This window comes from Yaniella sp. (assembly GCF_030453185.1).
In the GTDB taxonomy this organism is placed as follows: Bacteria; Actinomycetota; Actinomycetes; order Actinomycetales; family Micrococcaceae; genus Yaniella.
The window spans coordinates 1-12,895 of sequence record NZ_JAKDKW010000066.1 but is presented as its reverse complement, the minus strand read 5'-3'; the positions used below and the strand labels follow the sequence as shown (position 1 = coordinate 12,895).

General features: G+C 56.2%; 14 protein-coding genes and 1 tRNA gene. 5 read left to right on the top strand and 10 right to left on the bottom strand.

Annotated features, from left to right (window positions below; genetic code table 11):
• Together L0H14_RS09610 and L0H14_RS09605 are read left to right on the top strand one after the other, a co-directional pair.
• The coding region (locus L0H14_RS09610; protein WP_301421729.1) for a zinc-binding dehydrogenase at positions 1-635 on the top strand (635 nt) is incomplete at its 5' end.
• A gap of 12 nt (positions 636-647) precedes the next feature.
• Positions 648-962, top strand: a complete 315-nt coding sequence (locus L0H14_RS09605) for an XRE family transcriptional regulator (RefSeq protein WP_301416411.1) — start codon at positions 648-650, stop codon at positions 960-962.
• Positions 963-1,012: 50 nt separating this feature from the next.
• Here L0H14_RS09605 and L0H14_RS09600 read toward each other — a convergent pair whose 3' ends face one another.
• Both L0H14_RS09600 and L0H14_RS09595 read right to left on the bottom strand, forming a co-directional pair.
• Entirely contained in the window at positions 1,013-1,705 is a 693-nt protein-coding gene (locus tag L0H14_RS09600) for a hypothetical protein (RefSeq protein ID WP_301416413.1), read from the bottom strand.
• A 24-nt stretch (positions 1,706-1,729) separates the two neighbouring features.
• Positions 1,730-2,998, bottom strand: a complete 1,269-nt coding sequence (locus tag L0H14_RS09595) for an MFS transporter (protein ID WP_301416416.1) — start codon at positions 2,996-2,998, stop codon at positions 1,730-1,732.
• 91 nt (positions 2,999-3,089) lie between these two features.
• Between L0H14_RS09595 and L0H14_RS09590 the strand changes: the two genes are divergently transcribed.
• Positions 3,090-4,481 (top strand): phosphomannomutase/phosphoglucomutase, encoded by a 1,392-nt coding sequence (locus L0H14_RS09590; RefSeq protein ID WP_301416477.1) that lies wholly within the window; start codon positions 3,090-3,092, stop codon positions 4,479-4,481.
• On the opposite strand, the gene L0H14_RS09585 is transcribed toward L0H14_RS09590, so the two are convergent.
• Both L0H14_RS09585 and L0H14_RS09580 read right to left on the bottom strand, forming a co-directional pair.
• On the bottom strand, positions 4,478-6,535 hold the full coding sequence (locus L0H14_RS09585; RefSeq protein WP_301416418.1) for an ATP-dependent DNA helicase RecQ: 2,058 nt from the start codon (positions 6,533-6,535) through the stop codon (positions 4,478-4,480). The two genes, L0H14_RS09590 and L0H14_RS09585, sit on opposite strands and share 4 nt — an antisense overlap.
• Before the next feature lie 62 nt (positions 6,536-6,597).
• Positions 6,598-8,445 carry a phosphoenolpyruvate carboxykinase (GTP) gene (locus L0H14_RS09580; RefSeq protein WP_301416420.1) on the bottom strand — a complete coding sequence of 616 codons (1,848 nt, stop codon included), beginning with the start codon at positions 8,443-8,445 and terminating at the stop codon, positions 6,598-6,600.
• A gap of 384 nt (positions 8,446-8,829) precedes the next feature.
• Here L0H14_RS09580 and L0H14_RS09575 point away from each other — a divergent pair.
• Both L0H14_RS09575 and L0H14_RS09570 read left to right on the top strand, forming a co-directional pair.
• Positions 8,830-8,903 (top strand) — tRNA-Arg (locus L0H14_RS09575).
• A 174-nt stretch (positions 8,904-9,077) separates the two neighbouring features.
• Complete coding sequence (locus L0H14_RS09570; RefSeq protein WP_301416422.1) at positions 9,078-9,239, top strand: hypothetical protein; 162 nt, start codon at positions 9,078-9,080, stop codon at positions 9,237-9,239.
• Here L0H14_RS09570 and L0H14_RS09565 read toward each other — a convergent pair.
• From L0H14_RS09565 to L0H14_RS09540, 6 genes are all read right to left on the bottom strand, one after another.
• Positions 9,236-9,757, bottom strand: coding sequence for a histidine phosphatase family protein (locus L0H14_RS09565; protein WP_301416427.1), 522 nt, complete (start codon positions 9,755-9,757; stop codon positions 9,236-9,238). The genes L0H14_RS09570 and L0H14_RS09565 overlap by 4 nt on opposite strands.
• Positions 9,747-10,079 (bottom strand): GNAT family N-acetyltransferase, encoded by a 333-nt coding sequence (locus tag L0H14_RS09560; RefSeq protein ID WP_301416429.1) that lies wholly within the window; start codon positions 10,077-10,079, stop codon positions 9,747-9,749. The genes L0H14_RS09565 and L0H14_RS09560 overlap by 11 nt, the downstream gene beginning before the upstream one ends.
• A 7-nt stretch (positions 10,080-10,086) precedes the next feature.
• A complete protein-coding gene (locus L0H14_RS09555; RefSeq protein ID WP_301416431.1) occupies positions 10,087-10,428 on the bottom strand; it encodes a GNAT family N-acetyltransferase in 342 nt (113 codons plus the stop codon).
• A complete protein-coding gene (locus tag L0H14_RS09550) occupies positions 10,429-11,574 on the bottom strand; it encodes a pirin family protein (protein ID WP_301416433.1) in 1,146 nt (381 codons plus the stop codon).
• On the bottom strand, positions 11,571-12,074 hold the full coding sequence (locus L0H14_RS09545) for a carboxymuconolactone decarboxylase family protein (protein ID WP_301416435.1): 504 nt from the start codon (positions 12,072-12,074) through the stop codon (positions 11,571-11,573). Before L0H14_RS09545 ends, L0H14_RS09550 begins: the two co-directional genes overlap by 4 nt.
• Before the next feature lie 81 nt (positions 12,075-12,155).
• Complete coding sequence (locus L0H14_RS09540; RefSeq protein WP_301421730.1) at positions 12,156-12,884, bottom strand: winged helix-turn-helix domain-containing protein; 729 nt, start codon at positions 12,882-12,884, stop codon at positions 12,156-12,158.
• Between the last annotated feature and the right edge of the window lie 11 nt (positions 12,885-12,895).

Sequence of the window (12,895 nt, the reverse complement as noted above, 5' to 3'; positions counted from 1 at the left end):
TTGGTGATATGGCGCTAGAAGAGGGCGCCCTGATCGAACCACTGGCGGTAGCACTGAACGCTGTCAAGCGCGCGGGCGCCATCGAAGGTGAGACGGCTGTGGTCGGTGGCGGGGGCCCGATCGGGCAACTCGTCACCGCAGTGCTAAAAGCCAAAGGGCTCAACGTTATTCTTTCTGAAGTATCCGCTGCACGTCAGCAGATCGCTAAAGACGCAGGGTATGCGGATCGCATTGTCGATCCAACCGAGGAGTCCCTGCTGAATGTGGTCCATGATGCCACGGATGGTGTTGGTGCGGCCTTTGCCTTTGATTGTGCCGGTGTAGAAGTTGTATTCAATCAGATGTTTGAGGTGGTCCGGCCAACCGGACACGTAGAAATTGTTGCGGTGTATCCCGAAGCAATCATGTTTGCTGTGGCCGATGCACTGACTATGCAAGAACGGACGATGGGCTCCTCGATCGGGTACGCCAATGTGCACAGTGAAGCCATTGAGCTCGTCCGCTCTGGAAAATTGAACGTATGCCAATTTATTAGTTCTGTTATAGAGATGGATGACGTAGTAGATCAGGGCTTGCGGAAACTTCGCGATGCGGGCGAAACTGAAGTAAAGATCTTGGTCAAAATTGATCAGTAGATGGGGGTCGTTATGACTATTCAAGACGTATTCAATTCCAACCTAGCCAGAGCTGGTCGCGCGCTGGTAGGCATCTCGACATGGTACATTGCCGACGAAACCGGTATTGAACGTGACGAAATTCGGAAATTTGAACGTGGCATCATTTCACTGCCTGAAGAGCAGGAAGAAGCAATCAAGGAGGTGCTCATTGAGCACGGTGCGCTCTTCTTGCCAGACTCGCAAGCCGGCGGCTACGGGGTGCGGCTAAAGCACTCCAGCGCAAAAGCCAAACAAATTGACCGCTGGGAAGGTGAAGGCGGCCCGGCCGCCGAAGACGACGTCTAATCTCGACATGAAAAAACTCCCTGTTTTTACAGGGAGTTTTTTATGGGCAATTATTCTGTGCTGTCATCATCCGTGGCGTGGATTTGCTGAGCAATAATCTTGATCAGATCCTGTGCCTCCGTCTGCTCTAGCACGGTATGCTCAATGAGGGTTTCAGCCGCGTCATCGAGTCGATCGTCACGCACCATCGCCTCAATCTGATCTCGAATCCACGGAGGCAATTCTTCAGACGACATGGATATCGTTTCTGAGTCGCGGTTAATTTGAACTTCGAAGCGCTGCTGTTTAGCTGGCTCGCTGAGCTCCAGCCATTCATCTGGCACCGTGAGATCGGTGACTTCCTGCTCATCAGCCGGAACGAATGGATCCGACCCGGCTACGTCTTCCAGGGGAACCGAATCGTCGGTCTCCGCAGCATGTTCTTGCGGGAACTGATACAGCGCTTGGACATCCACGAATGCTTCGATGCGACCCACCCCGGTGGCCTTGTGATAAACCTCTGCTGCCTGGGCAAGTTGGCCAACAGCAAGGTAGCGATAGACCTCATTATGAGACTCTTCATCTAGTCGCTGGGCAGCAGCCGATGCCCCTTCTTCAGACATCCGGTCAAACAGTGCTGGCGACTTACCGCGGGGACCTGCGGTCGTGTTCTGGAGGCCCGATGAGCGACCTATAAAGGCGATGAGGCCCCACACGAATAATGCCGAAACCGCAAGCAGCAAGAGTGGGATAATGAATTCCATGCCGCCCATTGTACTGTCAAGTTGTCAGGCGCGTGTCGAGTTCGGCTCTCGGGCGGCCTTAATTCGCGGTCGGACAACAAAAACGTATAACAACGCTGTGGCAATGAGTGCCAGCAATGCTAAGCCTGCAGTCATGAGCACTGTCCCGGTCCACCCGTAGAGTGCTAAAAAGATGCCGCCGAGCCAGCCAAAAATTGACGAACCGGCGTAGTAACACAGGTTATATAATGACGTTGATTGTGATCGGCCGCCCTCCGCCGCAGCACCGGCCCAACCGGATGCGACCGAGTGGGCCCCGAAAAAGGCACCGGTAAAGATCAGCAGCCCAAGGAGTAACACCCAGAGGTTGGGCACGAGCGTAAGCAAGACACCCGCGATCATCAGGGTGATCAATACCATCAAAACGCGGGATGGCCGATATTTCGTGGCAAGAGACCCCGCCCAAGGCGAGGTGAAGGTGCCCATGAGATACGCCAGAAATAACAGCGACACCACAGAGACCGGCAGATTGAACGGCTCCTCAAGCAGGTGGAATCCCAAGAAATTGTAAACGGCGACGAATCCACCCATCAGCAACATGCCTTGCAGGTACATCACGTTGAGGACCACAGAACGCAGGTTCGTTGTGATCGCTGCGATCGCTTTGCGCGGCGACGTCGTCGTCGGTTGAAATTTCCTTGCAGCGGGCGTGAGGATGAGAAAACAGATGGCCGAAGCCACCGCTAGCACCAAGACGACCCCCATGCCCATGCGCCAGTGGTACCACTCGCCAATGGGCGCTGCGACAACGCGGCCCAGGAGGCCGCCGAGTACCGTCCCGGCAATGAATGTGCCGGCCGATTGGCCTGCGGCTCTCGGGTGGACTTCCTCATTCAGATAAGCCATGGCCAGCGCTGGCACACCACCCAGTGCCATACCTTCCAATACACGGAACAGCAGGATGAGTCCGAAGGTCGGTGCCAGGGTGGCACCTATGCCGAATACGCAGGCGGCGGTAATAGAAATCGTCATGGCTGGTTTGCGGCCTAGCCTGTCACCCACAAACGACCACGGGATAACGGCGGCGGCCAGACCAATCGTGGAGGCTGACACCAGCAGCGCGGCTTGATCCGCGGTGACCTGCTGATCGGCCGCGATCAGTGGCAGCAGACCCTGAGGCGAATATAACTGCGCAAAGGTTGCAACCCCGGCGAAAAACAACCCGATCATCAGACGTCGGAAGCCTGCGGTTTTCGGAGCATGGCCCAACCAAGTCTGTCCGGTCGGTGGATCCGGAAACTGTGGCGGGTGCATGGCTGCCTTTCTACTACAACGAGGGTTTATGTACCGATGTCATTTGAGACTAGACTCAGAAATCGTGAAGCTTGCTTTTGATCTGCCCAAAATGAACTTAGCCGATAGTTTTAAAGCCTACGACGTCCGCGGTATCGAAGACGAAACCATCAATGCCGACGTGGCATTAGCTGTCGGGTTCGCATTCGCCACCGTGACCGGTGCCGACCGCGTCCTCGTTGGCGGTGATATGCGCCCCTCGTCGGAAGCCTATGTGGCCGCGTTTTCCCGAGGCGCCGCAGCAGCTGGTGCCGACGTTGAACACCTCGGACTAATTTCCACCGATATGTTGTACCACGCCTCTGGAGTCTTGAACGCTCCCGGCGTGGTGTTTACTGCCTCCCATAATCCGGCCGGCTACAACGGCATAAAAATGTCACGTGCTGCCGCGGTACCAATTTCTGCCGAGACAGGACTGGCGGATATTCAGACCCTGACCCAGGGTTATCTGGACGCCGGTTTTGTGGAATCCGTGCCCGATACCGGCGAAGTTTCGCAGCGGGATACCCTGACCGACTACGCCGAGTATCTGCGCTCGCTGGTGGACCTCTCGGGTATTCGTCCACTCAAGGTTGTCGTTGACGCGGGCAATGGCATGGCCGGGTACACAACCCCTGCGGTACTGGGCGACAAAGTGTTGGATGCCCTACCGATCGAAATCATCCCACTTTATTTTGAGTTGGACGGTACGTTCCCCAACCACCCTGCGAATCCTATTGAACCGGCAAACCTGGTCGATTTACAGGCCGCCGTACGTCACCACGGGGCGGATATTGGCTTGGCGTTTGATGGCGATGCCGACCGGTGCTTTGTAATCGATGACCGCGGCGAACCTGTCACGCCCTCGGCCATTACCGCCATGGTCGCGGTCAGAGAGATTGCCCGAGCCCAAGCTGCAGGCGAGACCACCCCGGTGATTATTTATAATCTCATCACCTCCAGAGTCGTGCCCGAAGCAGTTGAGGCTGCAGGCGGTCAAGCGATCGAAACTCGGGTGGGGCATTCTTTCATCAAGGCGTATATGGCCGAGCACTCCGCGGTCTTTGGCGGAGAGCACTCGGCACATTATTATTTCCGCGACTTTTTCAATGCCGATACCGGGATGTTGGCGGCTATGCACGTTTTAGCAATGCTGGGCTCGACCGATGCTACCGCGTCGTCCTTGGCAGCCGAATATACCCCGTATGTTGCATCCGGTGAGATGAACTCTGAAGTCGCCGACCAGACGGCATCGATTGCCCAGGTACTCGCCGAATTCGATCCCGGCGTTGAAACCAACGTTTCAACCATGGACGGGACTACGGTTGCCGCAGCGACCGGTGACTGGTGGTTCAATATCCGTCCGTCGAACACCGAACCCTTGCTGCGATTCAACGCTGAAGCCGCGGATGAGGCCACGATGGTTTGGCTGCGAGACACCGTGCTGGGGATTATTCGGGCTTAGACCATACCAAGTGTCAACGGCAGGACACCGTCGGCGCCTGCCTGAAGCAGCGTCGCTGACGCTACGGTCAACGACCATCTAGTCGAGGCGATATCGTCGACCAACAGGATGGGGCCTTGCGGTGCGTTGCTCAACGCCTCGTGTAGTTGTGTGGGCACGCTATACCGATTGTGCACCTGGGCCAAGCGAAAAGCGCTATTTGCTGCAGGGGTGGGCACCGGACCGTTCCACTGCAACTCCCCCAGGTACGGTAGCTGCCCAATACTGGCAATAGCCTGTGCCAGCGAACCCACCAGTTGTGGTCGGTTTGGTGACGGCATGGCAACCACCGCGATGGGTCGCTGTGCCCAGTCCCAGTCCGCTAGTACTTGGACCAGTCCTTGCACCATTGCATCGGTGACCGGCTGATCGGGAGCTTCTTCGAGCTGACGCAACGTGGGTCCCCAGCCGAGGTCTGTGAGCCGGGCGAGGGCGCGGCCCGGTTGATGCTGCTGCTTGATCTTGCCCTTGAGCTTGATCCCCAGATTATCTAAGCCCGTAGGCCACATCTTTCGCGGAGCAATTTCCACACCGGGTCGCGAAAGCACCTGTTGGGCGTGACTGCGGGCATCTTCTGAAATCTCAAGACTCAGCCACGCTCCCGCACAGTTATCGCACTGCCCGCACGCCTGGGCGTATGGGTCATCGAGCGTCTGAGACAAGTACTGCATGCGGCACTGTTGGGTGCGTTGATATTCCAGCATCAGGTTTTGCTCCGCAACACGTTGGGCCGCCACATGTTCGTAGCGTTTGGCATCATAGTGCCAAGGTGTGCCGGTAGCCTGCCACCCGCCTTGCACTCGAACAACGGCGTCATCAACAGCCAGAATCTTGATCAAGAGCTCCAGCCGTGAGGGCGACAGGTCCACTCTCGCCGATAATGCCGGCACCGACAGCGGCTGCTGTGTGGCTTCTATGACCTGGCTGGCGATCTCTTCGTCGGGCATTGACGCTGTGGCGAAGTACTCCCAGATCCGTTGGTCTTCAACGCCCGGGAGCAGAACAGCCTCTGCGTGGTCGGTGCCACGCCCTGCACGACCGATGTGCTGGTAGTAAGAAACCGGTGACGACGGGGCCCCAAAGTGGACGACGAAGCCTAGGTCGGGTTTATCGAATCCCATGCCCAGGGCTGATGTGGCGATCAGCGCTTTGACCGTGTTGTCCTTCAGCGCCTGCTCTAACTCTGCGCGTTCCTCGGGTGCGGTGGCTCCGGTATAGGCGACAACATTGTGTCCGGCGGCCTGTAGGGCTTCAGCGACGTCGTGCGCTGCCGCGACCGTGAGCGTATAGACAATGCCGGAGGTTTCAAAACGCGTCAGGTGATCCACAAGCCAGCCGATTCGTGTTTGAGAATCGGCTTGAGGCAGGACGGAGAGTCGCAATGACGAGCGGGCTAAGGGACCGCGGGTGAGAAAAACGTCATCACCGAGTTGTTCCAACACGTCATCGACCACACGCTGATTTGCTGTGGCCGTGGTGGCGAGGATTGGAGTTTCTAGCTGACTGATCACCGAACCAATTCTGCGATAATCGGGGCGGAAGTCATGCCCCCAATCGGAAATGCAGTGTGCCTCATCAATGACTAACAGCCCGAGACGTTCCATCAGATCCGGTAGCTGAGTCTGGCGGAACATTGGGTTGTTGAGACGTTCCGGTGAGATGAGGAGGACGTCAATTTCATTGCGGGCCAGTTGCTGGGCGATCACGTCCCACGAGGCGGCATTGGTTGAGTTAATGGATTCGGCGACGATGCCGGCGCGCTGGGCTGCAGACACCTGATCTGCCATGAGAGCCAATAATGGCGAGATGATAAGCGTGGGTCCGCCTCCGCGACGTCTCAGGAGGGCTGTCGCCACGAAGTAGACTGCAGATTTGCCCCAACCGGTGCGCTGGACGACTAATCCGCGCCGCCCGTTCACGATCGCTTCTATTGCCTCGAACTGTCCATCATGGAAATCGGCGGGTTTGCCGACGAGCTCGGACAGGATCTGGGTGGATTCAGCGCGTAGTGTCATACCCCTTAACGTAGTCAACCCGGGCCTGCTATTGCAGACCCGGGTTGACGTGTTGTGGAAAACTAGCTGTTTAGCCCAAGACGATCCTTGAGGCCTTCAAGTTCGTCTGACATGGCAGCTGGCAGTTTGTCCCCGAATTTCTCGAACCATTCTTCGATCATCGGGATTTCGTCGTGCCATTCATCAGCGTCGAATTTGATCGAGTTGATGAGGTTGTCTTCAGAGATTTCCAGGCCGGACAGGTCCAGTGCATCCTGGGTTGGGACGACGCCGATTGGAGTATCGATGCCTTCGCCTTTTCCTTGGAGACGCTCAACAACCCACTTCAGGACACGAGCGTTCTCGCCGAAGCCTGGCCAAGAGATCTTACCGGCGTCATTGCGGCGGAACCAGTTGACCAGGAAGATCTGCGGCATGTTGTCAGCGCCAATCTTGTCTTCCATATCCAGCCAGTTTTGAATGTAGTCGCCTGCAGCGTATCCCATGAATGGCAGCATCGCCATTGGGTCGCGGCGGACTTCGCCAACTTTGCCTTCTGCGGCGGCGGTGCGTGCCGATGACAGGGTTGCACCCTTGAAGACGCCGTCCTGCCATGAACGGGCTTCGGTTACCAACGGGATTGCGTTGTCGCGCCGACCGCCAAACAGAACCGCATCAAGCTTAATGCCTTCTGGGTCGAAGTACTCCTCGGCCAACATATCGGTCTGATCAATCGGCGTGCAGAACCGAGAGTTCGGGTGCGCGGCCGGGGTGCCGGATTCAGGTGTCCATTCGTTCCCCAACCAGTCAGTGAGTTTGGCAGGCTTCTCTTTGGTGAGACCCTCCCACCAAACGCCGCCTTCAGGAGTCAGCGCAACGTTGGTGAAGATAGTGTTTCCCTTAACGATGGCGCGCATCGCATTGGGATTGGTGTGCCAACCGGTGCCCGGTGCAACACCGAAGAAACCGTATTCTGGGTTCACAACCCTGAGATTCTTATCTTCGTCAGGAGTGATCCAGGCGATGTCATCGCCTAACGTTTCGGCTGTCCAACCTTCCAGCGTGGGATCTATCAACGCAAGGTTAGTCTTGCCTGTTGCTGAGGGGAAGGCACCGGTAATGGTGTAAGACTCATTTTCGGGGCTCGTGAGCTTCAAAATCAGCATGTGCTCGGCCATCCAGCCTTCGTCACGCGCCATAGCCGAAGCAATTCGTAGTGCATACGCCTTTTTACCGAGCAAGGCGTTACCGCCGTAGCCGGAACCGTAGGAGACAATGGAGCGCTCTTCTGGGAAGTGCACGATCCATTTGGTGTCGCTCGAAGGCCAGGCGACGTCATCTTCGCCGGCTTCCAGAGGGGAACCTACGGAGTGCAGTGCAGGAACGAAGAAAGCTTTCGTTTCAGCAATCTTGTTCAAAACGTCTGTGCCGATACGAGCCATGACGCGCATGGACAGTACAACATACGGGCTGTCGGTGATCTCGACACCGAACTTGGGATCTTTAGCATCCAGTGGACCCATGACAAATGGGACGACGTACATTTTGCGACCGCGCATGGCGCCGTCGAATGCATCGTTGAGGATGGACTTCATTTCGGCTGGGTCTTTCCAATTATTGGTGAAACCAGCATCTTCTTCTTTTTCAGAGCAAATAAATGTCCGCGATTCGACGCGCGCAACATCGGCGGGGTCAGAGAAGGCCGCATAAGAATTCGGGAACTGTGGGTCCGTGAGTCGAACCAATGAACCGGCATCGACCATTTCCTGGGCGATGCGATCATTTTCTTCCTGCGAACCATCCACCCAGTAGACCGAGTCCGGTTGGGTCAGCTCCGCTATTTCTTTGACCCATTCCAATAACGGTGCGTAATTGGTGGGTGCGGTGTCCTCGACCTGTGCAGCCAGATCGGAGGCGGCGTTTTCAACCATTTGGATCCTTTTTCGTATCGACTTACCAACCGCAGCACGACAATACCAGCACGTCGTCGTGCTGCGAACCGTTCCGGTCGGAACGAGAGTCTATGTCGCACACTTTAGCAGCCTGCCCACTTGCTGCGCCCAACTTGATTCACCAAAACTTCGCTCAGAGACAAGATTGCCGTTACCTAACCTAAAAAAGGTGACGAATGCCACTAATTTTCATGCTGAAACCCTAGAAATTGGCATACTTTCGGAGTTTTCAGACGCCTCAAACCCCTCGAAAAGAGTTTGTGCACGTTACTTCACCTCGCCAGCGGGGCGTTTTGAGAGGACGGGACCAACACCGGTTTTGCATTTTGAAAAAGTGCGAGTATAGTTAGTTCTCGTTGCCCGGCGCCCTTAGCTCAGCTGGATAGAGCGTCTGTCTACGGAACAGAAGGTCAGGGGTTCGAATCCCTTAGGGCGCGCTCAATACGTTCGCATTATCATGCGGATCCTCGGCCCTTGAGATTGATTGCAGATCAAATCTCAAGGGCTTTTCGTTTGCCCAAAATAAAACTCTCAGCAGGCAGCCTTCTGAAAGCAGCTGGAGAATGCCCGAGTTCGCAACACAGCAGGGCGCTGACTAGTCTTGAGGAACTATGATTTGGCCACGAATCCTCCTTGCGCTCGCACTCATCGCAATGATCACCACGATGTTTGTACCGCTTCCACTGTGGCTGGCAGTAACTTTGATGAGCTTTTCTCTGATCTCAGCAATCGTCGTAGTGCTTCAGCGAGCAGGGACTCGAGGGGATCGCTAACGCGGTACGACGAAGTGCGTCATATCTGCATCTCGACCGTCCAGGCTGGCCCACTCGCCAGGTATGTTGAATACCATCATTCCTAGTGTTGGGTAGCGCTCTGCCATATCGAGCACCGCTCGTTCATCTGATTCGACCGAGGCTAAACGCATCCCGAGTTCTTGGACCCAGGGCATGTGCCCCACCACCATGAGCGTCCGAACCTGCTCCTCGGTTTCGTTAATCACCGAGAGCACCTGGCTGGCAGAGCTCAAATACAGACGAGAATCCAGGTAAGGTGTCGGGGCTTTGTCCCCGAGTTCGCTGATAACCCATGTGGTGGTTTGGCGCGTGCGGACCGCGTCAGATGTGACGATTGCATCAGGATACAGGTCCCGCTCAATCAACCAACGCCCAGCCGCCGGGGCTTCAGTATTGCCCCGGTCTGCCAGCGGGCGTTCATGGTCTGGCACCGGCGGATATGCTGCTTTGCCATGCCGAAGGACAATGAGTCGTTTCTGATCTGTATTATTCGACATTGAAATGTTCTGATTCTGGCTCATCACGGTACTTTAAGTATGAACCGTTGTCGTATTCCCGCATCCATTCCGCTACATACGGGCAAATCGGTACGATGCGATAGCCGTCAGCGATGGATTGGTCGATAGAGTGTTTCGTCAACTCCCCGGCCAAACCGGCACCTCGGTAGTCCGGGTGGACAAAGACCCCCGGAAACACACGTTGTTTGGTGCCGTCGGCGGCTTCGACGTCGCGGTAGAGGTTGCGGCCAATGACGTCCCCGGTTTCGTTCGTGACAACGAAGGACTCTTCATCGCGGAACCAACGTGATTGTGTAGGCATATCTACCTTAGTTGAAGTGTTCGGGACGCGCAGTGTCACTGGCGTCTGCATAGCGTTTGTTATCGTTTTTCTCGATCCAGCTTTTCACATACGGACAGATCGCAACGATGCGATACCCCTCGTCCAGTGCGGTATCGAGCGCGTATTGCACGAGTTTTCCGGCGAGCCCAGCGCCGCGGTAGTCTTCTTCGACCACGGTCTCTATAAAGATCCGCTGCTTTGTGCCATCGGTTGTTTCGTGGTCTCGATATACTTCTCGACCTGCAATAGCTCCAGAATCATCGACGATCATGTCGATGTACCCATCTCGTTCAAAAAATTTTGGGTGGCTCATGGATGGAGTCGTCATCTAGTCCTCCTTGCGGCGTGCAACCGTTGGTGGGTTTTGTCGTGGCTTCATGGCTACGGTAGGTAAAGCTGGCGCAGGTAGTGGCGCCGGCTCATTGGGTGGGAACTGTCCGTACTGTGGGAAGTTGGTGCCTTCCGGATACGTACCTGGCATCAGCCTATCCAACAGTGGGCCGGCGATCGGCTCGCCGAGCTCATGGCCGGCCAGCGGGGAGTCATCCGGTGCAGCCTCAAAGCCCATTTCGGACTGATAGCGTTCGCGCCAGAGCGCGATTTCTTCATGGGACCGACCCACAAAATTCCACCACATGACGATGTCTTCTTTCAGCGGTTCACCGCCGATCAGCATGACACGTATGGGGGTATCACCTGAACTGACCTCCAGTTTCGTCACGCCGGTGCCCAAATACCCGAGGTGATTCTGTTCTATCAGCGCACCATTGAAGTTTGCGGTGCATTCGATCGCGAGTAGGCCGTGTTCATGTTCGGCAGGTACATCAATTTCCAACGAGGTGTTGGGTTCCAGTGAAATTTCAGCAGCAGAGAGTGGACTGTAGGTTTCGACGGGCGAGGTCACTCCCAGCAGGGAACCGATCGCGACTTTGGCTTCCCAGCCTGGACCGCGGACCGTTGCCGCCCGGTGTTGGTCAAGATGGGGTGCTACAAAACGATGTTTTTCCGGAAACGCGTACCAGAGCTGCACCCCGTGCAGCCTCGTGGTGTCTGCGCTGGAATATTCGGAATGGGTGATGCCGTAGCCGGCGCTCATGAGATTGACTTCGCCAGGGCGAACCAGTGCCCAGTTTCCGGCGGAGTCGACGTGGTCAACGCGGCCTTCGAATAGCCATGAGACGGTTGCTAAACCAGTGTGTGGGTGACGTGGCACTTGCATGCCGCCGGATTGCATGACGTCGTCGGGCCCAAAATAATCGAGGAAACACCATGCGCCAATCAGCGAGCGAGCTCGCTGCGGAATAGTGCGTTGCACCGTCATCGCGCGTGGCCCACCCAGCGGCACCTCACGCGGCTCAAGCACCTCGACAATATAGTCGGTGCCGCGTTTCTCTTCGAAACCGGCGCTAAGCCCTTCGGAGTTATTCGGGGCGTTGAAGTCAATAAGTTCCGGGTTTGGGTCCAAATTGGTCATGGCTGCTCCCCTAGCGCTTCCCGCGAGTCCTTATTGGGGCGGACCGGGTGGTGCGAAAGAATCGAGATCCGGTTCGTGAGGTTCATCGCCATAGCGATCCACTGCACGGCGGAGTATTGCTCTTCGGTGAGCTGCCCGTAGGCGATCAGCTGTGCGGCCTGCACGGATTCAATGTCGTCAACGTTGGTGACTTCTTGAGCCAGGAGCAATGCGGCACGTTCCTGTGCGGTGTAGAGATTCTCGGCTTCCCACCATGCGGCCAGGGACCCGAGTCGCTGAGCGGATATTCCGGCATCAACGGCGTAACGGGTATGCAAGTCTAAACAGTAGGCACACCCATTCATTTGGGATACGCGAAGGTTGACCAGCTCGATGAGCTGGTCTGACAGACCTGCGGCCCGAGCGTCGTCGCCCACTGCCCTGGATAATCGAATGACCGCTTTCCAAGCGTTGGGATTCGATTTATCTAAAAAGAACTGCAGTGGGTCACGATCTGCCATGATGGCTCCTTCCAAAAGCTCTCTACGAGTCTAGCCCCGCTACGCGGTTAATGCAGGGGTTGCTTGGAAGGCTTAAGGTGACTAAATGGAGTATTCAGGCGCAGCCCAGACAACAACTTCTGGGTGCTCGTAGAAACGGTATCCCTGGCCACGAACCGTTCGGACCGTGCCGGATAGACGTCCCAGCTTAGCGCGGAGACGGCGGATATGGACGTCGATGGTGCGCTCGTTCGGGACTTCTTCGGTTTCATCCCACAGTGTCTGGAGGAGCTCTTCACGGTTGACGGTGCGACCACCATTTTCAACCAGGTAGTTCAGCAACTCAAATTCTTTATATGTCAGGTTCAACGGTTCGCCGTCGAGCAAGACTTCACGACGTGCCAGGTCTATGAGCACACCGGGCTGCCGGGTTGAGACAGGTGCTGGAGCGGCGGCAAGTTCTGGTGAAATAGCCTGCTGAATGGTGGGATCTGCGGTGACCTGACGTACGACATCAAGATCTTCGCCCGCTACATCAGCCGGGGCAATTGCAACTGCTGCATAAGAGTCTGCACCAGGAACCAAGGTTTCAACATAGTGGCGCAGTTCGTTGGCCAAGCGGGTCAACGATGTACCAGCAGCCAGGGCAGACTGTTCGTCCATGCCTACATACAGCACAAATCCACGGGCTTCGGTTTCCATGTGCACCGGAGCAACGCCATTTTCTGGCGCGGGGGTTTCATCTGAAGGAACCGCCCTGAGACGATTCTGATCCGCCTCCCGATATGCTCGGACACGCTCTGCTCGGCGTTGTGCGTTACGTACCGAAATGTGAACGTAAC

Coding starts and splice junctions, on each gene's coding strand:
- L0H14_RS09605 (WP_301416411.1), top strand. CDS start 648: ATGACTATTCAAGACGTATTCAATTCCAACCTAGCCAGAGCTGGTCGC.
- L0H14_RS09580 (WP_301416420.1), bottom strand. CDS start 8,445: ATGGTTGAAAACGCCGCCTCCGATCTGGCTGCACAGGTCGAGGACACC.
- L0H14_RS09560 (WP_301416429.1), bottom strand. CDS start 10,079: ATGCCTACACAATCACGTTGGTTCCGCGATGAAGAGTCCTTCGTTGTC.
- L0H14_RS09585 (WP_301416418.1), bottom strand. CDS start 6,535: ATGACACTACGCGCTGAATCCACCCAGATCCTGTCCGAGCTCGTCGGC.
- L0H14_RS09565 (WP_301416427.1), bottom strand. CDS start 9,757: ATGTCGAATAATACAGATCAGAAACGACTCATTGTCCTTCGGCATGGC.
- L0H14_RS09550 (WP_301416433.1), bottom strand. CDS start 11,574: ATGACCAATTTGGACCCAAACCCGGAACTTATTGACTTCAACGCCCCG.
- L0H14_RS09600 (WP_301416413.1), bottom strand. CDS start 1,705: ATGGAATTCATTATCCCACTCTTGCTGCTTGCGGTTTCGGCATTATTC.
- L0H14_RS09545 (WP_301416435.1), bottom strand. CDS start 12,074: ATGGCAGATCGTGACCCACTGCAGTTCTTTTTAGATAAATCGAATCCC.
- L0H14_RS09590 (WP_301416477.1), top strand. CDS start 3,090: ATGAACTTAGCCGATAGTTTTAAAGCCTACGACGTCCGCGGTATCGAA.
- L0H14_RS09570 (WP_301416422.1), top strand. CDS start 9,078: ATGATTTGGCCACGAATCCTCCTTGCGCTCGCACTCATCGCAATGATC.
- L0H14_RS09595 (WP_301416416.1), bottom strand. CDS start 2,998: ATGCACCCGCCACAGTTTCCGGATCCACCGACCGGACAGACTTGGTTG.
- L0H14_RS09555 (WP_301416431.1), bottom strand. CDS start 10,428: ATGACGACTCCATCCATGAGCCACCCAAAATTTTTTGAACGAGATGGG.